The organism is Hyphomonas sp. UBA4505, from assembly GCF_002388685.1.
In the GTDB taxonomy this organism is placed as follows: domain Bacteria; phylum Pseudomonadota; class Alphaproteobacteria; order Caulobacterales; family Hyphomonadaceae; genus Hyphomonas.
The window spans coordinates 1,452,877-1,473,897 of record NZ_DGMZ01000012.1; the positions used below are offsets into that span (position 1 = coordinate 1,452,877).

Here is a 21,021-nt window from a genome sequence, read left to right on the forward strand (position 1 = left end):
TCATGATTCCGATTACTGAATATGCTGGAAGAGATGTTGCAGTGTTCGGCCTTGGCCGGACAGGCCTCTCGGCTGCCAAGGCCCTCAAGGCCGGGGGCGCGCGTGTTCATGCGTGGGATGACAATGAAGAGACTCGCGCAAAGGCGGAGGCCGCTGGCCTGACCCTGTCAGACATCAACAAACGCGACTGGCAGACCTTTGCCGCGCTCGTCCTTTCCCCCGGCGTGCCATACAAATTCCCGCAGCCGCATCGGATTGTGCGGATGGCGGAAATGACCAATGTGCCGGTCGTCGGCGACATGGAATTGTTCGCCCGCGCTGTGCAGGCCCTGCCAGAGCGTGGCCGTCCGAAGATCGTGGCCATCACCGGCACGAACGGGAAGTCGACCACAACCGCGCTGATCGGGCATATCCTGAAACATGCGGGCCGTGATGCGCGCATCGGGGGCAATATCGGCACAGGCGTGCTGGACCTTGCCCCACTGCACGCCAACGCAACCTATGTTCTGGAGCTCTCTTCCTACCAGCTGGACCTGGTGAAGAGCCTGCATTGCGATGTCGCCGTGCTGCTCAACATCACGCCGGATCATCTGGATCGCCATGGCGGCATGGACGGGTACCAGGCTGCGAAAATGCGCATCTTCCAGAACCAGACCGAGAAAGATGTTGCGATCATTGGCTTTGACGATGTGATCACCCAGTCCATCGCCATCGGCCTGTCGGCAAATGGACCAGCGCGTGTTGTCCAGGCTTCATCCACCTATGCGCTCGGCCGGGGCGTCAGCGCCGTGGACGGACGACTCTATGACAGCAATAGCGGTCAGGCGCAGTTCGTCGGTAACCTCTCCGACTGCATGGCGCTGCCGGGCCGTCACAACCACCAGAATGCCGCGGCAGCCTATGCCGCCTGCCGGGCGCTGGGCCTCGACCCACAGACCATCATGGATGGTATTCGCACCTTCCCGGGTCTTGCCCACCGACTCGAAATGGTTGGCGAGATTGATGGCGTGAAATTCGTCAATGACTCCAAGGCGACCAATGCCGAAGCCGCCGAACAGGCGTTGAAAGCCTACAAGAAAGCATACTGGATTGCAGGCGGTGTTTCGAAGGCTGAGGGCATCCAGCCATTGGCGCCGCTGTTCCCGAACATCACGAAGGCCTATCTGATCGGGGACTCCGAAGAAACCTTCGCCGCAACGCTGAAGGGCAAGGTGGCCCTGCAAACATGCGGCACGCTCGAAAATGCAGTTCAGGCTGCATTTCGTGATGCAAAAGTGGTCGGAGACGAAAATCCGGTCATTCTTCTTTCACCTGCCTGTGCAAGTTTCGACCAGTTCCGCGACTTTGAACATCGCGGAGATGTGTTCCGGAGCATCGTCCAGTCAATGATGCCGCAGGAGTTGAAGGAGTTGGCTTGACCTACGTAGCATCCGCCCCATTGCTCGCACGCTCGGACATGTCCTGGCTGACCGAGTGGCGGCGGACGCTCGATTGGGGGCTCTTCGGCGGTGCGTTTTTCCTGATTGCCATTGGCCTGCTCATGTCGCTTGCGGCGGGGCCGACTGCGGCGGCGCGGATTGGCTATTCGGATGAATACTTCTTTGTGTTCCGTCAGGTCTGCTTTGCCGGTTTGGGCGCGACCATCATGGTGGTGGTCAGCATGCTGGACCGAACCTGGGCGCGGCGGTTTGCAACGCTGGTCTTTATTGTCAGCCTTGCCCTGATGTTCTTCATTCTCGTTTGGGGACACGAGGCCAAGGGCGCGCAGCGCTGGTTGCGGTTTGCCGGGTTTTCCCTGCAGCCGAGCGAGATGGTAAAGCCTGCCTTGATTGTCCTGAGCGGTTGGTTGCTGGCGCAGCGAGAGCTGTATCCAACCGGGCCTTGGGCGATCATTGCCTTCCTGTTCTATGCGGTCACGCTCGGCCTGTTATTGTTGCAACCGGATGTCGGACAGTCGGTGTTGCTGAGTGCGGCCTTCGTCGTGACGTTCTATGTCAGTGGCCTGCCGTGGAGATGGGCGGCAGGGTTCGCGGTTGGCGGGGTCAGCTTGTCGGCGTCGCTTTATGCCTTGCTGCCGCATGTTCGCTACCGGGTGAACAGCTTCATCAATCCAGACTCTGCCGATACGTACCAGATTGACCGCGCCGCCGAAGCCATCGGCCGGGGGGGATTGTTTGGTGTTGGACCGGGGGAGGGGCAAGTTAAGATCCATCTGCCGGACGCGCACACTGATTTCATCTATGCGGTCATGGTCGAGGAGTTTGGCCTGATCGCGGCGCTGATGCTGATGGCGGTTTTCGTATTGCTGATCCTGCGGGGCTTCCGTGCCAGTTCACGTGTGGAAGATGGCTATGCGCGCGCTGCGGCTGCCGGACTCTTCACGCTATTCGGCCTTCAGGCTGCCATAAACATTGCCGTAAATCTGGCCCTTATCCCGCCAAAGGGCATGACACTGCCATTTGTGTCCTATGGTGGCTCGTCCATGATCGGGACGGGATTGACACTGGGCCTTGCGCTGGCACTTGTGCGCGGACAAGGTACGCGCACAAGGGGCCGGTATGGCTGAAGACAGAGACAAGCTTGTCGTCATCGCAGCAGGTGGCACAGGGGGGCACATGTTCCCCGCCAGAGCCTTTGCAGACGAGATGATTGCAAGAGGCTGGAAGGTTGGCCTGATCTCTGACAAGCGCGGCGCAAAATATGCCAAGGACTTTCCAGCCGACTGGCTGGAACAGATTCAGGCCTCTTCCCCCAATCTCCGCAAGCCATGGACCCTGCCGGCGACGGCCATGAAGATCAATGCGGGCATATCCCGTGCGAAAACCCTGATCCGTGAAACCCGGCCCAGCCTGATCGCAGGCTTTGGTGGCTATCCGGCCTTCCCGGCACTGGCTGCGGCGCGCCGCATGAAGGTGCCGATCATCATCCATGAGCAGAACGCTGTTCTCGGGCGGGTGAACCGCCGTTTTGCCCGGCAGGCCAAACTGGTCGCCAGCGGGTTCGAGCGGCTCGACAGGCTACCCTCCTGGAGCGCGCATCTGGCCGTGGGCAATCCGGTGCGTGAGGCCATACTGGCGCGGCGGGAGGATCCCTATCCCTCCACGGACGATATGCTGACTATCCTGATTACGGGCGGAAGTCAGGGGTCCAAGATCATCGGTGAAACGATCCCGACGGCGATTGTTGATTTCGTGCCGCCCCCGCTGCAGGCGCGGCTTCGCATCATCCAGCAGGTGCGTCAGGAACAATATGCCTTTGTCGATAACATGTATCGGCGTGTGAAGATTGAAGCCGAGTTGTCGCCGTTCTTCTCGGACATGCCGCAGAAGCTGTCACAGGCGCATCTCGTCATCGCACGGTCTGGCGCCGGCACAGTATCGGAGATTGCCGCGGTCGGTCGGCCGTCCATCCTGATTCCGCTGGCGATTGCCATGGATGATCATCAGGCCGCCAATGCCGAGGCCCTGACGGAGATTGGCGCCGCCGACATGGTGCTGGAGAGCAATCTCTATCCGCAATTGCTGGGCGCGCTGATAACGGCCCGTCTGCAGGATGCCGACGATCTGCGCGCACGGGCAGCCGCAGCCAAGGCGTCTGCCAAGGTCAACGCCGCCAAAGAGCTGGCAGACATGGCCGAGCGGGTGGCGGAGCTTTAGGCAACACGGGGCGCGCAAGCGTGCGTCTTGTGCAATTCGGCTTCACGCAACCATTCCCATCCGAAGGCTTCATCCGTGTCGCCATCTTGCTGGCGGCGGGCCAGTCGTTCCAGTGCTTCGTCCAGTGTCGGCTCGTGACCCTCTGGCACCCACCACATGACGAAATGCATCTCGCGCATCATCTCGAACCATTCAGCGCGGCGTTCGTAGAATTTCCGGTGGATCGTGCCCCAGACAAAGGTTTCGAGGCTTTGTACGTCTTCCCAGACGGTCAGATTGGCAACGAATTGCGGATCGCTATCGATCTTGGCTTCCGTATTGCCCTGGCCGGGCTCACCCGATCCTTCCATCATCCAGACGAAACCGGGCATGGATTTGCCGATCCCGTTGATGAAATCGAGATTGTCCATGAAATCTTTCACGCGCGGATCATCCGTCGGCGCGACGAGATGGCCGACATTGAGCTGGGCCAGATGCATTTTCATGAGTGCGGTTCCCCTCGCAACGAAGCACCCGAATTGTGCCTCATTACAGTCATTTTGGGATCGCACGATGCCCATTCAAGAAAAACGCCTCGGATTTCATGAATGCGTCATGCGCAAGCAGTCCTTGCTTCGCGCTCCCGCGTCACGGTATCGCTAGGCGTTCCCGTTTCCTCATTTGGACGATCCTGCATGACTTCTCCCACTCCGTTTGATCTTGGTCCCGCGCATATTGTCGGCATTGGCGGCATCGGCATGTCTGGCATCGCCGATGTCATGATCACGATGGGCTATCAGGTGCAGGGCTCTGACATACGCGAGTCCGACAATATCCAGCGCCTGCGCGAGCGGGGCGCGAAGATCTTCATCGGGCACGCCGCCGAGAATGTGGAGGGGGCCGGCACGGTCATCATCTCCACCGCGATCAAGTCTGGCAATCCAGAGGTCGATGCGGCGCGCGCCACAGGTATTCCGGTCGTGCGCCGGGCTAACATGCTGGCCGAGATCACGCGGCTGAAATACACGGTCTGCATTGCGGGCACACATGGCAAGACGACGACGACCTCAATGGTCGCGGCGCTGCTGGATGGCGCAAATATCGACCCGACCGTCATCAATGGCGGGATCATCCATGCCTATGGGTCGAACTACAAGGCAGGCGAGAGCGACTGGATGGTGGTCGAGAGTGACGAAAGCGACGGCACTTTTGCCAAGCTCCACCCGACATGCGCCGTGGTCACCAATATCGACGCCGAACACATGGACCATTACGGCTCCATGGAGAAACTCCGCGAGGCGTTTGATACCTTTGTCGAGAATTTGCCTTTCTATGGCTTTGCCGTCCTGTGCACGGACCATCCTGAAGTGCAGGGATTGGCTGCGCGCGTTACGGACCGGCGCCGCATCACCTATGGCTTCAACCGCCAGGCCGATGTCCGCGCCATCAATCTGAAAACCGATCTGTCGGGCGCGCATTTCGATGTCGCGCTGCGCCGTCCCGGCTCTGCCCAGCCGCGGATGATCGAAGGGCTGACTCTGCCGATGGCGGGCGAGCACAATGTCCAGAATGCGCTGGCCGCCGTCGCCGTCGCGCTGGAGCTAGGCGCCACAGACGATCAGATCCGGACCTCGATGGGGCAATTTGGCGGGGTGAAGCGCCGCTTCACACAGGTCGGGGAATGGGTGCCGGTCGAAGGCAAGCCGCCCGTCCGCATTATTGATGATTATGGTCATCACCCGGTAGAGATTTCGGCCGTATTGAAGGCTGCACGGGCCATGCAGGGGCAAGGCCAGCTGATCGCGGTTTGCCAACCGCATCGCTATACACGTCTGCGCGACCTGTTCGAGGATTTCTCCCGCTGTTTCGACCAGGCTGACCATGTGTTGGTCGCGCCGGTCTATGAAGCGGGCGAGAGCTCGATTGACGGGTTCAACCATGAGACCCTCGTCGCCAGCATAGTCCGCAATGGCCATCGCGGTGCTGCAACGATCCCGTCCATGGAGGCATTGCCAGAGACATTGAAAGCCCTGGCTGAGCCCGGCGCGATGGTGGTTTGTCTCGGCGCGGGGGACATCACCAAGTACGCGGCCGAATTGGCGGAAAAGCTGTCGGCCTGACGTTGCGACAGCGGCAAAACCGCTTTCACTTTCTTTCCGAATGTGCACGCTAGTCGACAGATGCCGGCAAGCGGCACTTGGGAGGATACCGCATGACCGAGACATCCATTTCGCCCGGCCAGGACGAAGAAGCTGCAATTGTAGCTGCGCAAGGCGCGCACACGGCCGGGGAGGGCGGAGCGCTCGGCAAGACGGGCTTTGCGTGGGCCTGGTTCGAATGGGCGCGCAATCCCTATTATATCCTCATCATCATCTATGTGTTCGCGCCCTATTTCGCCCGCGACATCATTGGCGCGGACATAATGGCCAGCGGAGAGCTGGAAGGGATGGACCCGGAAACCGCGCGCCAGGTTGCTGGCGCAAAAGGACAGGCCGTGGTGGCGTCCCTGTCAAAATGGGCGGGCGCGATTGCGGCGCTGACGGCGCCCTTCCTCGGAGCGGCATTCGACCGGGGCCTGAGGCGCAAGCCGCTCCTGATCCTGTTCCTCGGTGTCCTGTCTGTGCTCAGCTTCCTGCTCTGGTGGGCCGTGCCTGGCGAATCCGGATTTTCCACCGGCACAATCATCGCCATCCTCATCGCAGCCTATGTCACCTACACATTCAGTGAGGTGACGCATAACTCCATGCTTCCCGACGCCGCCCGGCCAAGCGCCCTCCCGGCCGTGTCGGGCTTTGGTTTGGCACTCGGCAATGCGGCGGCGACGCTGTTGTTCGTTGCAATCGTCTTCATGTTTGCCCTGCCGGATATGCTGAACTGGCCATTCGCGGAGCCCCTGTTCGGTATTGATACCGCACGGTACCAGCATTTCCGCATTGCGGGACCGATCTGCGCGGTATGGCTGGCCGTGATGATCGTTCCGTTTTTCCTTTACGCCAAAGATACGGGTGTGAAGGGGACCCCGTTTTTCCCATCGGTCAAAGAAGGGGCTGCGGGGGTTGTCCGCACAGTGCGCAAGGCAGCTGAATATCGGGAAGCGTTCAAATTCCTGATTGCGCGTACCATTTATGCCGATGGCATGTTCGCCCTGCTGGCGCTGGCGGCCGTCTATGTCAGCCTGTTCCTCGGCTGGGGCATTGTCGAGCTGACCGTCTACGCAATCTGGGCCTCGATCTGGGCGGCGATTGGCGGTGTGGCGGGCGGCTGGTTCGATTCAAAGCTCGGCCCGAAGAATGCGCTCCTGATGGAGCTGATGGCAATCGTCATCATCTTGTTCTTTGGCTTGTCCGTGACGCGGGATTCCATCCTGTTCGGCCTGATCGAGAACCGCGATCTGTGGCAGGCACCCGTTTTCTCCAGCCTGTCTGACGTCACCTACCTGCTGAACGGGGCGCTGATCGGCGTGTTCGCCACGGCGAACATTTCGTCGAGCCGGTCAATGCTGGTCCACATTGCACCAACGCATATGCGGGGGGAGTTCTTCGGGCTTTATGCGATTGCGGGCACCGTCACGGTCTGGATCGGGCCCTTGCTGATCGAATTGTTCACGACATGGTCGAACAGCCAGCGAGTCGGCATGTCTGCCATCGCGCTTCTGTTCTTTTGCGGCTTTGCGGTACTGACAACCGTGAAAGTGTCCAAGACGCCTGCTGAATAGAGGGCAGGGGACCCTAGCTGGTCGGGCCGAAAGAATCGCCAGTTCCGAGGGTCACGCGGGCAATTGCGTCGACACGGCGAGGACGGAGATAGAATTCATCGTCGATCGTCATCGTTGTGTTGAGGAAGCCACCAATCTTGCTGTCATACTCATAGACGACTTCGGACAAGATGATCGATCCTGGCGACGAGATGATCCCGCTTGGGACCGTGACCGTCGCGCCTTTGGAATAGGCGGTCATCTTGTAGGCGTCTGACCATGCGACAACGGCCTTGCCGTCTCCACTGTCGACGATGCTGGTGATCCGCATGGTGGCGCTCTGTGCCTCATATGGCTGCATCATGACTTCTGCGGCGGCAAACATTTCTTCCATGTCTTCGTCGGTCACCGTTGCGAGACGTGCGGTCAGGTCGCCAAGGCTCGCCGTGGTTGATGTGACGCGGCGATCCACCCGCATCAGCAGGCTCAGCTCGACCGCGCCCAGATAGATGAAAATCAGGATTGGTGCGATCAACGCAAATTCGACCGCAGAGACGCCTTCCTCATTATAGCGAATGCCGCGCACACCGCGCCATTTGAGACGGGGATTGAGTCGAGAGAGCAGGGATTTCTTGGTCATGGTCATCAATCTCCGAAAGGCTCGTTGCGGAACACCGCATTGGCCTGAAGCAGGTGGCGATTGTTTGGAAGGTTGGACAAAGGTGTCGATACCCACGGGGTCATGAGGGACCACTCATAATAGACACGCACAGCCACAATATCATTGGCCGAGCCGGGATCATATTTGAAGTCGGTATCATCAATTTCACCGTCACCGGCCAACGGCGTGGTCAGGTCGGCGAGGCTGAACTTGTCGAGCGAGCGCACGTCAATATAGAGGCGATCATCGCAATTGAGCAGATTGTAGAACTTTGAGCAGACTTCGTTCCGGAACTCGACTTTTGTGAAGCTGTTGTCCTGGGCCTGTCCGGTACGGATCTTTCTGGAGGCTTCCGCCAACGCATGTTCGAGTACTGTGGACATGATGAATATCAGGCAGATTTCCAGCAGGCCGAAGATCAGGAAGAAGAACGGGACGGATACGAGCGCAAACTCGACGGCGGTCGCACCGCGCCGGTTTTCACACCATGCCTTGAACTTGCTGCGCAGTCGTGGCGCAAGAATGCCAAGTTGTAATGTCATTGTCGTCACCCACACAGACCCATTTGATCAGGTGAGGTGTCTATCAGATGTGGGTGATCAGCCAGTTTCGCGAATCTGTCGAATTTTATGTATTCGGGTCAGAGAAACGGTACGAACCGTCAATCAATTGCTGTCGGACAGTGCCTTCACGCCCGTTTGCTGATCGATATACTGTTCGAAGTGCTCCGGAGCATCGCCAACGCTGAGGGTTGAGCGGCAGGTAGGTGCACAGTCATATGTATAGTTGGATCCTGACCGGTTGATCGTCACCACATTCGCTTCATTCGCGACAACAAGGATGTCTGTGGAATAGATCTGGCGGCCAGATTTGTCGAAAATCAGCAAATTGGTGGTGCCAAACGTCTTGCCTGTAATGAAGATGAGCTTCTCATCATGGACCGCAACGTCTGCGATTGTCTGATTGCCCAGGACGACGCTGGCAGCTGCACTGCGCAAGTGAACCGGTATGGTTTTGTTCACCTCTACCGACAGAGGGCCCGCGACTGCGATTTGGGATACAAGCGCAGCGGCAACCGGCAGTGTGCAGATTTTCGCGAACAGATTCATCTTGCTGTCTCCAGACTTAATTCAGCCCGCGCACATTCTTCCAATAAGGTTGCACGTTTCCTAATAGCGTACCCACGACGACCAGATTTCGCTGTTCTAGTCATTATATGGGACTGGACCGGCAATTTCCGAATCACCAAAAGCCCAATATTTGCGGGCACTAAGAAGGTAAACGAAACCCTGTTTTGCCTTCACGGATTTTCTGTTTTCTTTCACGCGATATTGAGAATGAACCGGTAGTGTCAGTCATGTTCCGGGTAGAGGATTATTGCCGGGGCAATAACAATTGCATGATGGGAGTTTCCAATGTTTGCACGTTTTCTGAAAGACGAGTCCGGCGCTACGGCTATTGAATACGGTCTGATCGCTGCGCTTATCGCTGTTGCTATCATCGGCGGTGCTACCGCCCTCGGTAATTCTGTGAACGAAAAGTTCCAGGGCGTTGCCGACGACATGAACGCAGCCTAAGACCAAGACTTATTTAGTCTTGCCATACAAATGGAGCCGCCGGGGAAAACCTGGCGGCTTCTTTTTTATGCTCATACGGCGGAGCTTAAAAACTTCCTTCAATCTTTTGGGTCAGCATGCTTCGCAACAGACTTGAAGGAAGCCCTCAATGATCCTGGCCATGATTGCCGGCCTGTTCCTGGCCTTGTGCGTTTTTGCAGCGCTTCATGATGTGAATCGCCTGACGATTCCGAACTGGTTGAACGTGACGCTCGCAGTGTTGTTCGTGCCGGCAGCGTTCGTTTCAGGCGTTCCGATGGAAATCATCGGGGGACACCTTATTACTGCCTTGTGTGCCTTCCTGATCGCGTTCGGCTTGTTCGCGTTCAATATCGTTGGGGGAGGGGACGCCAAGATGATCCCTGCCGTGATGCTTTGGGTCGGGCCGAGTGCCAGCATCACATTCCTGTTCGTGATGGCTGTAGCGGGTGGCGCATGCGCCATCCTCATCATTCTGGTTCGCAAGACCATGCCGGTTGAAGTGGTTCCGGGAGCTGTCCGCGCCCCTTTCGAGGAAAAGGCGGGCGTTCCCTACGGAGTCGCGATTGCTGCGGGTGTTTTTGCCGCCGGTCCCCAGTCGCCATTTCTTACCGATGTATTAAGCCGGATCAGTCTTTTCAGTTAACGATGCTTTAGTGGCCTTGTGAAAAGGTCGCCTTTGACCGGACCACTCTGAATCGTTCAGGGCCGTCCGCGGAGTCTTGTTTCCAGAGGAGTGGGGCCTCATGTCGCCAATTCGTCTAATCATCCTGATCGGCGCTGCGGTTGCCGCAATTGCGGCGGCTTTCCTTGTCCGCAATCTCGCGCAGGCACCTGCGCCGACGATCCAGACTGAGCAGCAGACCGTGGTCGAAACGCGCGAAGTGTCCGAGACGAAAGTGCTTGTTGCACGCCGTGACCTGGACATCGGTGACCTCGTGACCGTGGATGATCTGGAATGGGCGGACTGGCCGGAAAAGAGTATTGTTGCTGGCTATCGCACGGAGACCGATTCACCGGAGGCGATAGAGGAGCTGGCCGGCAGTGTCGTGCGGGTGCCTATCTTCGAGAATGAGCCGATCCTGCCTCGCAAGCTGGTGAAGAAGGGTGATACGGGCACGATGGCGGCGTTGATTGAACCCGGCATGCGGGCCATGTCCGTCGAAATATCTACAGAATCGGCATCCGGCGGCTTTATTTTGCCGAATGATCGGGTGGATGTGATCCTGACATATCAAGCCACGATGCAGATGAATGGCGAAATGGTGCCGCAAACTGCCACCGAAACCATTATTCAGAACGTGCGTGTACTGGCGATCGATCAGGTCTACCTGACATATGATGAAGGCGGCGCCTCTCAAGTGGGCAATACGGCCACGTTGGAAGTGGATAGCAAGGAAGCCGAACTGATTGCGCTTTCGCAGCGCAAAGGCGCGCTTTCGCTATCGCTGCGTCCCTGGTCGGATGTTGGGGATAGCTATGACCGGGCAGCACGGATCGACATGCTTGAGAATGGCGGCAACAGCAATGGTGGCATTCTGATTTATCGGAACGGCAAAGCATCAAATGCCGGGCCGGGGGGAAGCTGAAAATGAAATTGTCCAGGATTTTACCGGGTCTTGCAGCATTGGCATCAGCCATTGCGCTCGTTCCGGTGGCACAAGCCCAATCAGATAGTTTGGGGACACGGATCACGCATCCGGGTCAATCGGAATACAGCCAACAGGTCACACTCGGCCTGAACAAGTCGATGATTGTCGAACTCGACACTCCGGCCGCCGATGTCGTCATCACCAATCCGGACATTGCCGACGCGGTCGTGCAGACAGCGAAACGTATCATCTTCCGGGGCGTGAGCTTTGGACAGACCAATGCGTTCGTATTCGACAATGCCGGCAATCAGATCCTCAATCTCGAAATCGGGGTCGAGATGGACATGGCATCGCTGGAGCAGCTCGTGGCACGCCATGTGCCCGGCGCCCGTGTGCGCATTGAGGGCATGAATGGTAGCGTTGTTCTGACTGGTTCGGCAGACAGTTTGAGCGCATCCAATGCCGTTGAGCGTCTCGTCTCAGCCTATGTGCAGGCTGGTGAAAACACGCAGGTCATCAACATGATCAGCATCGCTGCGAAAGACCAGGTGCTTCTGGAAGTGCGCATCGTCGAGATGCAGCGCAATGCCGTCAAGCAGTTGGGCATCAATTTGACCGGATCGCCGGGTTTCGGAGATCTGGCTGCATTGGTGGAGCGGCAGCTGTTTGTGGATAATGGAAGCGGTGTGCCGGTGGATTCCGGGACCACCGCGCTTGCGCCGGGCCTGCCATATTCTTTCAATGGCGATATCGGCAGCTCACTGAGCTATCCGGTTCAGGGACAGAGCCTTGGCGGCTTCGGTGGCACAATTGGTTACCAAAACTATGTCGGTACGGATTTGCAATCCAGTATCGGGGCCGAAATCAATGCATTGGAGCGGATTGGCGTCGTGCGCACGCTGGCCGAACCGAATATTGTCGCCATGTCTGGCGAAGCTGCGAAATTCCTTGCCGGGGGTGAATTCCCGGTTCCTGTCGGCCAGGACAATAACGGACGCATTACCGTCGAGTTCAAACCCTATGGTGTTGGCCTTGGCTTCACGCCGGTCGTGCTGTCAGAAGGGCGCATTTCGCTGAAAGTGTCGACTGAAGTATCAGAGCTCTCGTCAGAAGGTGCCTTTCAGGGAACCAGCACAACGACGATTGATGATTCCGGCAATGTTGTGACAGTGGAGGGCGTGACACTACCAGCCTTGTCAGTGCGGCGCGCTGAATCGACGATTGAACTTCCGTCCGGCGGCTCCATGATGATGGCAGGTCTCATCCAGACACGGTCACGTCAGAGCCTTGACCAAGTTCCAGGCCTGAAGAAGTTGCCGATCCTTGGGGCTTTGTTCCAATCACGTGACTTCATTCAGGAAGAGACCGAACTGGTCGTGATCGTCACTCCGTATCTGGTGGATCCAACGTCCAAGGATCAGTTGCGGACACCGGCAGATGGCTTCGCAAATGCGTCGGACGCCAAGACCATCTTCTTCGGAAAGATCAATGAGCAATATGGCAAGAACGGCGCAAAGGTAGACGCTTCCGACTATCGTGCACCCGTTGGATTTATTGAGGAGTAGGGGACCCAGGATGACCAGGCTATTGACTTCACCTCTTGCTCTGGCCGCGGCGCTCGGCGCCCTGACCGTGACGGGCTGTTCCAGCGCGGCACCGACTGCCGTGCCGGCATCATATCTTCAGGGTACGCCGCTTGATCGAAATCCCATTACTGTTGCAAAGCGCACGGAATTTCTTGAGATCGACATTCATCCCGAAGCTAGCCAGTTGAGCCTGAGTGACAAGGCTCGCATCCAGAACTTTGTGGCCAGCTACCGATCGGTTGGCCACGGCCCGCTGATCATGTCGCTGCCGGAATCGTCATCCAATCCCCAGCTCGCGGTATCCGCCGTTGCTGAAGCCCGCGAAATCGCGTGGGAAAATGGCGTGGAGTACGAAGAGATCTCGGGCAGCAGCCATGGTGCAGAATCGACTGTGTCGGAACCGATGATCCTTGCTTATCAGGCCTATGATGCGATTGCGCCGGATTGCCCGTCGCTCGCCTCCCTGAACATGGCAGACATTTCATCCAACAATGAGTTGCCTACTCTTGGCTGCTCAATCCGGACTAATCTTGCGGCAATGATATCGGATCCCGGCGACTTGCTGGGCCAGCGCGCTTTGGATGAGGGCGATCCCGTACGCCGAAGCACAATCCTTGGAAAGTTCCGCGAGGGCGAGTCAACCGGCGCCGAGCGGAGCGATGCCGAGTCAGGTTCTGTGTCGACTGCGGTCGGCAACTAGTGGGGACGAGAAGGACTTAGTAGATAATGTCAAACGAAAACGCATTGTTCGACGACGATTTCGAGGACGTCTTTTCCGAAGATTCGATGTCCGACCACACACCGTCTGATATCGACCTCAATGAGGTTGACGACAGCGTGGACCAGGCTGTTGCCGAAGGCGCACCCATGGGCCTGACTGCAGACAATGATACGCATGGCCTCGGACATTCAGAGCCGAGCGGTGGCGACGTCATGTTGCCCGCCATATCCATCAAGCTGTTCTATGAGCGCGAGGAAACACGCGGCCTGCTGGAAGTCAGCGCGCAAGACCGACGTATGGGCCGGGCTACGGTCGAATGCATCCCCGGCGGCATTCCCGCGGCCATTGCGTATATGAGCGAGAATCCGACTCCCAATCTGCTGATGATTGAATCGTCGGAATCGGCTGGGCAGGTTGTTCGTGAAATCGATGCGCTTGCTGAGCATTGCGACGAGACTGTCAAAGTCATGGTGATCGGTGCCGTCAACGATATCATGCTGTATCGACAGCTCATTGCGCGCGGCGTGAGTGAATATCTGGTGCCGCCGTTCCAGCCCTTGCAAATCATCCGTTCAATCGGTGAGTTGTTCGTCAACCCGGACTCGCCATTTGTCGGAAAGCAGATCTCTGTTGTGGGCGCAAAGGGCGGAGTAGGGGCCTCGACAATCGCGCACAATTTGTCTTGGGCGCTTGCTGAGAACGTCAAGGTCAATACCACGCTTGTGGACCTGGACCTTTCCTTCGGAACGACGGCTCTGGACTTCAATCAGGAGACGCCTCAGACAGTGGCTGATGCGCTGCTCGCACCGGAGCGCGCCGACGAATCCGTTATTGAACGTTTGCTGGCCAAGCCGACAGACCGACTGTCCTTGTTTACAGCGCCCGCCACGATCAATCAGATCATGGATATTCCGGACGAAGCCTACACCACCGTGATTGAGGGCGTACGGCGTAATGTGCCGTACCTGGTGCTTGACTTGCCGCATATCTGGTCAAGCTGGATGCTCAGCACATTGATTGCCTCCGATGAAGTGATTGTGGTTTGCCAGCCAGATCTCGCATCGCTTCGGAACGGCAAGAACATGATTGACCAGCTCAAGGCAAAGCGGCCGAACGACCATCCACCGCGTCTCGTGCTGAATATGAGCGGAGTGCCAAAACGTCCGGAAATTCCGGTGAAGGATTTCGCGGCTGCCATCGGTGTAGAGCCGGATGTCATTCTGCCTTTCGATCCTGAGCTGTTCGGTACGGCCGCGAATAACGGCCAGATGATCTCTGAAACGGATCCGGCGTCCAAGTCGGCGCAGGCCATCGACCATCTGGCATCCACGCTGACAGGCCGGGCTGTGGAGCCTCAGGAGAAGTCGTTCCTTAAGAAATTGCTGGGAAAGTGACCCCTAGGGGGAATTTCATATGGCCTTTGGAAAACGACCTGCCTCAAGCGCGCAACTAACAGCACCAGCGCCAGCTCCAAAGCCGGCCCCGGCGGCTGAGGTGAAGCCGAAGCCGACGCCCAAAAAGCCACCTGTGCCCGACCCGGTGCCGGTGAAGGGCGCGCCGAAACCTCCGTCGGCGGGTGGTTCCAAACCCGTGCGCGTGCAGGCGCCGGAAGCCAAGCCGGAACCGGTTCGCAAGGTGAACCAGCAGTCAGACCAGTATTATGCGACGAAGATGACCATCTTCAATGCGCTGATCGACACGATCGACTTGTCGCAACTCGCTCAGCTGGACGCCGAAAGCGCGCGTGAAGAGATCCGCGACATCGTCGTCGAGATTATCAGTATCAAGAATGTTGTAATGTCGATTTCCGAGCAGGAACAACTGCTCGACGACATTTGTAACGACGTTCTGGGGTACGGCCCGCTGGAGCCATTGCTGGCGCGCGATGATATCGCCGATATCATGGTGAACGGTGCCGATACGACCTATATCGAGGTCAACGGAAAGATTGAACGCACCAATATCCGGTTTCGTGACAATGCCCAGCTGATGAATATTTGTCAGCGCATTGTGAGCCAGGTCGGCCGCCGCGTAGATGACTCTTCCCCGATCTGTGACGCCCGCCTTCTTGACGGCTCACGTGTGAACGTGATTGCCCCGCCGCTGGCGATTGATGGGCCAACGCTCACAATTCGTAAGTTCAAAAAGGACAAGTTGCGTCTGCAGGATCTTGTGAACTTCGGGTCCATTTCAGAGCCAGGCGCAGAACTTCTGCGTATCATCGGACATTCGCGCTGTAACATCCTGATCTCGGGCGGTACCGGTTCCGGGAAGACCACGCTGTTGAACTGTCTGACCGGCTTTATCGATCCGACCGAGCGCGTAATTACATGCGAAGACTCGGCGGAGCTTCAGTTGCAGCAGCCACATGTGGTGCGCCTGGAAACCCGCCCGCCCAATATCGAAGGCTCCGGCGAGATCACGATGCGCGAACTGGTCAAGAACTGTCTGCGTATGCGTCCTGAGCGGATCATTGTGGGCGAGGTGCGTGGACCCGAAGCGTTCGATCTGCTGCAGGCCATGAACACCGGCCATGACGGCTCGATGGGTACGCTGCACGCCAACAGCCCGCGCGAAGCTCTCAGCCGTGTCGAATCCATGATTACGATGGGTGGTTTTTCGCTGCCAGCCAAAACCATCCGGGAAATGATCGTCGGCTCAATCGACGTGGTCGTTCAGGCATCTCGCCTGCGGGACGGCTCACGTCGTATCATGAACATTACCGAAGTCATGGGTCTGGAAGGTGAGACGATCGTACTTCAGGATGTCCTGAAATACGAGATCGATGGCGAAGACGCAGACGGTAAGGTGCTCGGCACGCATAGAGGCACAGGCGTTGGCCGCCCGCGCTTCTGGGAGCGTGCGTCCTATTACAATATGGAGCGTGACCTCGCCACAGCGCTCGATGCATTGGGGTCCTGACGCATGGACGCAAACATGTTGATCTACGTCATCGGCGGGCTCGCTTTTCTGACAATTGCTGGTCTTGGCATCGCCTTGACCGGTGACAAATCCGACGCCGCGCGCAAGCGGGCCAAGGCGATTGGCACGGGTGGGTCCGGCGCGAGCAAGCGCGACAAGGCAATGGACGAAAATGCGAAGCGTCGTCAGAAAACCCAGGAAATGCTGGATACGATGCGCAAGCAGGACAAGGAGCGTCGCAAGTCCATTCGTCCACAGAATCTCAGCTCTCGCCTGACGCAGGCAGGGCTGGATGTGCCTGTCTCCGCCTTCTGGATTTTCTCACTTGTGCTCGGCATGGCGCTCGGCGGCACAGTCTATATTCTCGGCTTCGACGGGCTCGTGATCAGCGGCATTTCGTTCAAGAGCCGGCCAGCGCTGGTCGGAGGTGCCTTCTTCTTCGGCGCCGTCGGCTTGCCGCGGATTTTGCTCGGCATGGCCACCAATGGGCGCAACAAGAAGATGATCAACCAGTTTGCGGACGCGCTGGACATCATTGTGCGGGGTGTGAAATCCGGTCTGCCGCTGAACGAGTGCGTTCGAATCATTTCCAAGGAATCACCTGAACCCCTGCGCTCGGAATTCGCCATGTTGACCGACAACCTGTCCATGGGGGCAGGGCTGGAGCGGTCGCTGAACACTTTCTACAAGCGCGTGCCGCTTCAGGAAGTGAACTTTTTCATGATCGTCCTGATGATCCAATCAAAGGCCGGGGGCAACCTGTCTGAGGCCTTGGGCAACCTGTCGAGCGTCATTCGTGCTCGCAAGATGATGCGCGAGAAGGTCAAGGCCATGTCGTCTGAAGCCAAGGCGTCGGCGATGATCATTGGGGCGTTGCCCTTTGTCGTGGGCTCTCTCGTCTACATGACGACACCCGCCTACATCATGCAATTGTTCACGACGGATACGGGCCATCTGTTTCTAACCATCGGTGTGGTGATGATGTCCATGGGCATCCTGGTCATGCGCAAGATGATCAATTTCGATTTGTAAGGGACAGAGATGACGGACATTCTTGCATCACTGGCCAAGCCTGACGCGATCGCAGCCCTGCTGATCGCGCTCGCTGTCTTTGGTACGGTCATATCCGTGTTGCTTCCCTACTTGCAGACCGACAAGCTTGAGACGCGCCTGAAGGCGGTTACCGATCAGCGGGAAAAGCTGCGTAAGCAGAGCCGCGCAGCTCTGGACAATCCCAAAGGTCTTCGTCGAAAGGACGATTCTGTTGTCGGAAACATTTCGTCGAAACTGAACCTAGCGAAGGCGCTGGAAGATCCCAACATCGTCAACAATCTTGCCAAGGCGGGCCTTCGCGGCCCTGGGCCATTGTCGGCATTCTACTTTGCACGGATGACCATGCCGTTTGTCGGCGCGTTGCTGATGTTCTTCTACATCTTTTTCGTGAACGATCATGGCTTTGCACCAGTCTTGAAATATGGCTCATTGCTGTTTGGCGCGGCGGCCGGTTTCTACGCGCCCAATATCTATATTTCCAATGTGGCCCAGAAGCGTCAGCAATCCATCATGCGGGCATTTCCGGATGCGCTCGACATGCTGTTGATCTGCGTGGAAGCGGGCATGTCCATCGAACTCGGCTTTTCCAAGGTCAGTCAGGAAGTCGGCTCGGCATCTTCCGAACTTGCTGAGGAGTTTGGCCTGACGGTTGCAGAGCTATCCTATTTGCCCGAACGTCGCCAAGCCTATGAAAATCTCGCAAAGCGAACCGGCAATGAAGGTATCAAGGCAGTCTGTATGGCGTTGGGCCAGGCCGAACGCTACGGTACACCGCTGGGCGATGCGCTCCGTGTGATGGCGAAGGAAAACCGGGACATGCGCATGGCGCAGGCGGAGAAGAAGGCAGCAGCCCTTCCAGCTCAGCTGACCGTGCCAATGATCCTGTTCTTCCTGCCCGTGCTTTTCCTCGTAGTGCTTGGCCCGGCCTATATCGGGTTCAAGGCTTCGCAAGCCAGCGACGAGGCGTCAGTGCCATCGATCGAGCAGTCGGATACGAACTGGGGCTGAGGTCCGGGTGACTTCAGTGAAGCGCGCTCGCTGGCTGGTCCGGCGGGCGCGTTTCGTTTCTGGAGGGATGGTTTCGTCAGCCAGGCGTTCTGCGCAACCGCAGGCCGGTTGCAGCCGGCGCAGGGGCACTATCGTCGCTCTCCGCTTCAGACGATGGGCCTGCCAAGGCGAGAGTCTCTGATTTGACGGGTTTGGTGACACTGGCTTTTGGTTGGGTCGTCTTTGCAGGAGCAGGGGGCTCCACGGCCTCGGGCGCCTCTTGCAGCGCATCCCACGACCGGACTGGTTGGACCATTTCCTGTAGCAGGGCGGTATTCTTCTTTACGATGCTCTCGGGCGCATAGCGGCTGCTGACCTCAGCCATTTCCTCGTACCGGCCTTGCAGTCCCAGTACCAGGGCGAGGTTTTCGGTCACGCGCAAATCAGCATCGGGCTGGTCGGCGGCCAGTCTCAGTTTCGCCTCGGCGCCCGGCAAGTCTCCGGCGAGTGCCAGAGACAGGCCGTAGTTCGCGAGTGTCACAGTGCGAGTCGGTTCCAACGCCAGCGCCTTGTCATAGGCGGCCTGCGCCATGCCGTGGCGTTCCATCTTGTCCAGCGTGATGCCGAAGGCTGACCATGTGTCGGGGCGTTGAGGTGCTACAATGGCGGCTTTTTCAAAGGCACGCGCGGCGCCGTTCAGGTTGCCCTCGGCGGAAAATACCTTGCCGAGTGCCATCAGCAGATCCGGATTTTCCGGATGCATGACCAGGGTCTGAGAAAGGACTTCGATCGCGCGCTCATTCGAGCCGATGCCGCGTAGCGCAGAGACGAACGTCATCGCCACGTCCAGATTCTTGGGATCCTTGGTGTGCTCATTGGCCCAGAAATTGGCCTTGGTCAGCGGATCTGAATTGTTTGCCGCTTCAATCTCTTCCGGGGTGGCGGGTTTCATCGCATCTTCAATTGCGCGGGCCATCTCTGCCTGGGCCTCTGCTTCAGGGTCTGGGGCAGATGCGCAGGCGCCCAGCGCGAGGATCAGCGCAGTCAGTGACGTTTTGGCTCTGGACATGAGCAGGCTCCGGGTTTGTATCTGAGACACTGCCAGCGAGTCTGGACTGAATGGCGTCAAGGATCAGTTAACGCCTCAGCAGATTCCATTAACTCTTCCCCCTGAAAGGGCTGAATTCCATGCACAAGAGCTTCACCGCCGACCCGAAGGGCGCCGTTGACGTCTTCCTCTACACTTCCAAAGCCTTCAAATCACTGGAGAGCGATCCGTTCCCCTCCGCGCGTGCCATTGCTGAAGGGCAGGCTTTTACAGGCGCGACAGGACAGATCGTGCTGGTGCCGGGGGAGGCAGGCGGTCTTGCCCGGGTGCTGTATGGACTGGGCAAGGGCCAGGATGCGCTGGCTGTGGCTGGCCTGTCGGCGAAACTGCCAAAAGGATCGTATCGCATAGTCGAGGCAGGTGGCACGGCGTTCAGCTCGGTTGCGGCCGGTTGGGCAGACGGTGCGTACCGGTTCGACCGATATCTCAAAGACAAGGCGACGCCGCCTCAGCTGGTGATTCCGGCAGACGAAGATGCCGACGCGCTGAGCCGCGAGGCGGATGCCTGCGCGCTCCTGCGCGATCTGGTCAACACGCCTGCCGCCGATATGGGCCCGCAGGACATTCAGGCCACGATTTCAAACCTTGCAGAACGTTTCGGCGCGAAACTCACCACAATCATCGGGGATGCACTTCTGGAGGCGAACTATCCAATGGTGCATGCGGTTGGCCGGGCCGCGACGTTCGAGCCACGCTTCATGGAGCTGGAATGGGGCGACCCGTCCCATCCAAGCCTTGCCCTTGTGGGGAAGGGGGTGACATTCGATTCCGGCGGGCTGGATCTCAAGCCGGGTTCGGGTATGCGGATCATGAAGAAGGATATGGGTGGTTCGGCGCATGTGATTGCGCTGTCGCAACTGATCATGAGCGCGAATTTGCCGGTTCATTTGAAGCTCTACGTGCCATCGGTCGAAAATGCCGTGGCCGGCAACTCTTTCCGACCGGGCGATGTGCTGTCCAGTCGCAAGGGCCTGACGGTCGAGATCGACAATACAGATGCCGAGGGACGTCTGATTCTTGCGGACGCACTTGCGCGGGCCTGTGAGGAAGAGCCGGACCTGCTGATCGATTTCGCTACATTGACGGGCGCCGCGCGCGTGGCGCTGGGGCCGGATCTTGCACCTTTCTACACCGATGACGAGGACATGGCGGACGCAATGGAAGCGGGTGCCAAGGCATCCGGCGATCCGGTCTGGCGCATGCCGCTCTGGGACCCTTACCTCGCGGATCTGAAGAGCCCGATTGCCGACCTCGTCAATTCGGGCGGGCGATTTGCCGGGTCCATTACGGCGGGCCTGTTCCTGAAGGAGTTTGTCGACGCCAAGAGCTGGATGCACTTTGATGTCTGGGCCTGGCGGCTCGGCAAATATGGTCGTCCGGAAGGGGGCGCGCCTTGCGGCCTGCGGGCGGTTTGGCAGATGCTCCAGACGCGGTACAGTTAGGCTTCGTATTTTCGAGGGACGAAAT

The 21,021-nt window shown here is 58.1% G+C and carries 20 protein-coding genes; 15 read left to right on the forward strand and 5 right to left on the reverse strand.

The genetic code is table 11. The features are described 5' to 3' along the window. Positions 1–2 precede the first annotated feature (2 nt). The 3 genes from murD to murG are packed head-to-tail and all read left to right on the forward strand — an operon-like array spanning position 3 to position 3,656. Entirely contained in the window at positions 3–1,418 is a 1,416-nt protein-coding gene (gene murD / locus B3527_RS16415; protein ID WP_206992155.1) for a UDP-N-acetylmuramoyl-L-alanine--D-glutamate ligase, read from the forward strand. Positions 1,419–1,456: 38 nt separating this feature from the next. Continuing rightward, on the forward strand, positions 1,457–2,566 hold the full coding sequence (locus B3527_RS16420) for an FtsW/RodA/SpoVE family cell cycle protein (RefSeq protein ID WP_206993152.1): 1,110 nt from the start codon (positions 1,457–1,459) through the stop codon (positions 2,564–2,566). Continuing rightward, positions 2,559–3,656, forward strand: coding sequence for an undecaprenyldiphospho-muramoylpentapeptide beta-N-acetylglucosaminyltransferase (murG, locus tag B3527_RS16425; RefSeq protein ID WP_290480482.1), 1,098 nt, complete (start codon positions 2,559–2,561; stop codon positions 3,654–3,656). Before B3527_RS16420 ends, murG begins: the two co-directional genes overlap by 8 nt. On the opposite strand, the gene B3527_RS16430 is transcribed toward murG, so the two are convergent. Then, the gene (locus B3527_RS16430) at positions 3,653–4,141 is read right to left on the reverse strand and encodes a DUF3291 domain-containing protein (protein WP_290480481.1); all 489 of its coding nucleotides are present in this window, start codon (positions 4,139–4,141) and stop codon (positions 3,653–3,655) included. The two genes, murG and B3527_RS16430, sit on opposite strands and share 4 nt — an antisense overlap. 189 nt (positions 4,142–4,330) lie before the next feature. Between B3527_RS16430 and murC the strand changes: the two genes are divergently transcribed. Continuing rightward, positions 4,331–5,755, forward strand: coding sequence for a UDP-N-acetylmuramate--L-alanine ligase (gene murC, locus B3527_RS16435; protein WP_290480480.1), 1,425 nt, complete (start codon positions 4,331–4,333; stop codon positions 5,753–5,755). A 92-nt stretch (positions 5,756–5,847) separates the two neighbouring features. Then, a complete protein-coding gene (locus tag B3527_RS16440) occupies positions 5,848–7,350 on the forward strand; it encodes an MFS transporter (RefSeq protein ID WP_290480479.1) in 1,503 nt (500 codons plus the stop codon). Positions 7,351–7,363: 13 nt separating this feature from the next. Here the strand turns inward: B3527_RS16440 and B3527_RS16445 are convergent, their stop codons facing one another. The 3 genes from B3527_RS16445 to B3527_RS16455 all read right to left on the reverse strand — a co-directional run bounded on the left by B3527_RS16445 (position 7,364) and on the right by B3527_RS16455 (position 9,099). Then, complete coding sequence (locus B3527_RS16445; protein ID WP_233347828.1) at positions 7,364–7,969, reverse strand: TadE/TadG family type IV pilus assembly protein; 606 nt, start codon at positions 7,967–7,969, stop codon at positions 7,364–7,366. Positions 7,970–7,974: 5 nt separating this feature from the next. Next, complete coding sequence (locus B3527_RS16450) at positions 7,975–8,532, reverse strand: TadE/TadG family type IV pilus assembly protein (RefSeq protein ID WP_034816417.1); 558 nt, start codon at positions 8,530–8,532, stop codon at positions 7,975–7,977. Positions 8,533–8,655: 123 nt separating this feature from the next. Further along, the gene (locus B3527_RS16455) at positions 8,656–9,099 is read right to left on the reverse strand and encodes a pilus assembly protein N-terminal domain-containing protein (protein ID WP_051607959.1); all 444 of its coding nucleotides are present in this window, start codon (positions 9,097–9,099) and stop codon (positions 8,656–8,658) included. Between the two features lie 306 nt (positions 9,100–9,405). Here B3527_RS16455 and B3527_RS16460 point away from each other — a divergent pair, with 306 nt between their 5' ends. The 9 genes from B3527_RS16460 (at position 9,406) to B3527_RS16500 (ending at position 18,467) form a co-directional block, all read left to right on the forward strand. Beyond that, positions 9,406–9,567, forward strand: coding sequence for a Flp family type IVb pilin (locus B3527_RS16460; protein ID WP_084333459.1), 162 nt, complete (start codon positions 9,406–9,408; stop codon positions 9,565–9,567). A 148-nt stretch (positions 9,568–9,715) separates the two neighbouring features. Next, complete coding sequence (locus tag B3527_RS16465; RefSeq protein WP_206992160.1) at positions 9,716–10,231, forward strand: A24 family peptidase; 516 nt, start codon at positions 9,716–9,718, stop codon at positions 10,229–10,231. 100 nt (positions 10,232–10,331) lie between these two features. Further along, the gene (cpaB, locus tag B3527_RS16470) at positions 10,332–11,174 is read left to right on the forward strand and encodes a Flp pilus assembly protein CpaB (RefSeq protein WP_051607960.1); all 843 of its coding nucleotides are present in this window, start codon (positions 10,332–10,334) and stop codon (positions 11,172–11,174) included. Positions 11,175–11,176: 2 nt separating this feature from the next. Beyond that, positions 11,177–12,742: a type II and III secretion system protein family protein gene (locus B3527_RS16475; protein WP_206992161.1), complete on the forward strand. Its 1,566-nt coding sequence runs from the start codon at positions 11,177–11,179 to the stop codon at positions 12,740–12,742. A gap of 10 nt (positions 12,743–12,752) precedes the next feature. Continuing rightward, positions 12,753–13,463 (forward strand): CpaD family pilus assembly protein, encoded by a 711-nt coding sequence (locus tag B3527_RS16480; protein WP_051607962.1) that lies wholly within the window; start codon positions 12,753–12,755, stop codon positions 13,461–13,463. A 26-nt stretch (positions 13,464–13,489) separates the two neighbouring features. After that, positions 13,490–14,878, forward strand: a complete 1,389-nt coding sequence (locus B3527_RS16485) for an AAA family ATPase (RefSeq protein WP_290480478.1) — start codon at positions 13,490–13,492, stop codon at positions 14,876–14,878. A 19-nt stretch (positions 14,879–14,897) separates the two neighbouring features. Continuing rightward, the gene (locus B3527_RS16490; RefSeq protein WP_206992164.1) at positions 14,898–16,406 is read left to right on the forward strand and encodes a CpaF family protein; all 1,509 of its coding nucleotides are present in this window, start codon (positions 14,898–14,900) and stop codon (positions 16,404–16,406) included. 15 nt (positions 16,407–16,421) lie between these two features. Next, on the forward strand, positions 16,422–17,438 hold the full coding sequence (locus tag B3527_RS16495; RefSeq protein ID WP_290481408.1) for a type II secretion system F family protein: 1,017 nt from the start codon (positions 16,422–16,424) through the stop codon (positions 17,436–17,438). A 9-nt stretch (positions 17,439–17,447) separates the two neighbouring features. Continuing rightward, on the forward strand, positions 17,448–18,467 hold the full coding sequence (locus tag B3527_RS16500) for a type II secretion system F family protein (protein ID WP_206992165.1): 1,020 nt from the start codon (positions 17,448–17,450) through the stop codon (positions 18,465–18,467). 76 nt (positions 18,468–18,543) lie between these two features. Here B3527_RS16500 and B3527_RS16505 read toward each other — a convergent pair whose 3' ends face one another. Further along, positions 18,544–19,515 carry a tetratricopeptide repeat protein gene (locus B3527_RS16505; protein ID WP_206992166.1) on the reverse strand — a complete coding sequence of 324 codons (972 nt, stop codon included), beginning with the start codon at positions 19,513–19,515 and terminating at the stop codon, positions 18,544–18,546. A gap of 119 nt (positions 19,516–19,634) precedes the next feature. Between B3527_RS16505 and B3527_RS16510 the strand changes: the two genes are divergently transcribed. Next, entirely contained in the window at positions 19,635–20,996 is a 1,362-nt protein-coding gene (locus tag B3527_RS16510; RefSeq protein WP_290480475.1) for a leucyl aminopeptidase family protein, read from the forward strand. The last annotated feature ends 25 nt before the right edge of the window (positions 20,997–21,021 follow it).

What these genes read in the sequence shown, in the direction of transcription:
- murD (WP_206992155.1), top strand. Translation starts at nt 3, where the DNA reads ATGATTCCGATTACTGAATATGCTGGAAGAGATGTTGCAGTGTTCGGC.
- B3527_RS16420 (WP_206993152.1), top strand. Translation starts at nt 1,457, where the DNA reads ATGTCCTGGCTGACCGAGTGGCGGCGGACGCTCGATTGGGGGCTCTTC.
- murG (WP_290480482.1), top strand. Translation starts at nt 2,559, where the DNA reads ATGGCTGAAGACAGAGACAAGCTTGTCGTCATCGCAGCAGGTGGCACA.
- B3527_RS16430 (WP_290480481.1), bottom strand. Translation starts at nt 4,141, where the DNA reads ATGAAAATGCATCTGGCCCAGCTCAATGTCGGCCATCTCGTCGCGCCG.
- murC (WP_290480480.1), top strand. Translation starts at nt 4,331, where the DNA reads ATGACTTCTCCCACTCCGTTTGATCTTGGTCCCGCGCATATTGTCGGC.
- B3527_RS16440 (WP_290480479.1), top strand. Translation starts at nt 5,848, where the DNA reads ATGACCGAGACATCCATTTCGCCCGGCCAGGACGAAGAAGCTGCAATT.
- B3527_RS16445 (WP_233347828.1), bottom strand. Translation starts at nt 7,969, where the DNA reads ATGACCAAGAAATCCCTGCTCTCTCGACTCAATCCCCGTCTCAAATGG.
- B3527_RS16450 (WP_034816417.1), bottom strand. Translation starts at nt 8,532, where the DNA reads ATGACATTACAACTTGGCATTCTTGCGCCACGACTGCGCAGCAAGTTC.
- B3527_RS16455 (WP_051607959.1), bottom strand. Translation starts at nt 9,099, where the DNA reads ATGAATCTGTTCGCGAAAATCTGCACACTGCCGGTTGCCGCTGCGCTT.
- B3527_RS16460 (WP_084333459.1), top strand. Translation starts at nt 9,406, where the DNA reads ATGTTTGCACGTTTTCTGAAAGACGAGTCCGGCGCTACGGCTATTGAA.
- B3527_RS16465 (WP_206992160.1), top strand. Translation starts at nt 9,716, where the DNA reads ATGATCCTGGCCATGATTGCCGGCCTGTTCCTGGCCTTGTGCGTTTTT.
- cpaB (WP_051607960.1), top strand. Translation starts at nt 10,332, where the DNA reads ATGTCGCCAATTCGTCTAATCATCCTGATCGGCGCTGCGGTTGCCGCA.
- B3527_RS16475 (WP_206992161.1), top strand. Translation starts at nt 11,177, where the DNA reads ATGAAATTGTCCAGGATTTTACCGGGTCTTGCAGCATTGGCATCAGCC.
- B3527_RS16480 (WP_051607962.1), top strand. Translation starts at nt 12,753, where the DNA reads ATGACCAGGCTATTGACTTCACCTCTTGCTCTGGCCGCGGCGCTCGGC.
- B3527_RS16485 (WP_290480478.1), top strand. Translation starts at nt 13,490, where the DNA reads ATGTCAAACGAAAACGCATTGTTCGACGACGATTTCGAGGACGTCTTT.
- B3527_RS16490 (WP_206992164.1), top strand. Translation starts at nt 14,898, where the DNA reads ATGGCCTTTGGAAAACGACCTGCCTCAAGCGCGCAACTAACAGCACCA.
- B3527_RS16495 (WP_290481408.1), top strand. Translation starts at nt 16,422, where the DNA reads ATGTTGATCTACGTCATCGGCGGGCTCGCTTTTCTGACAATTGCTGGT.
- B3527_RS16500 (WP_206992165.1), top strand. Translation starts at nt 17,448, where the DNA reads ATGACGGACATTCTTGCATCACTGGCCAAGCCTGACGCGATCGCAGCC.
- B3527_RS16505 (WP_206992166.1), bottom strand. Translation starts at nt 19,515, where the DNA reads ATGTCCAGAGCCAAAACGTCACTGACTGCGCTGATCCTCGCGCTGGGC.
- B3527_RS16510 (WP_290480475.1), top strand. Translation starts at nt 19,635, where the DNA reads ATGCACAAGAGCTTCACCGCCGACCCGAAGGGCGCCGTTGACGTCTTC.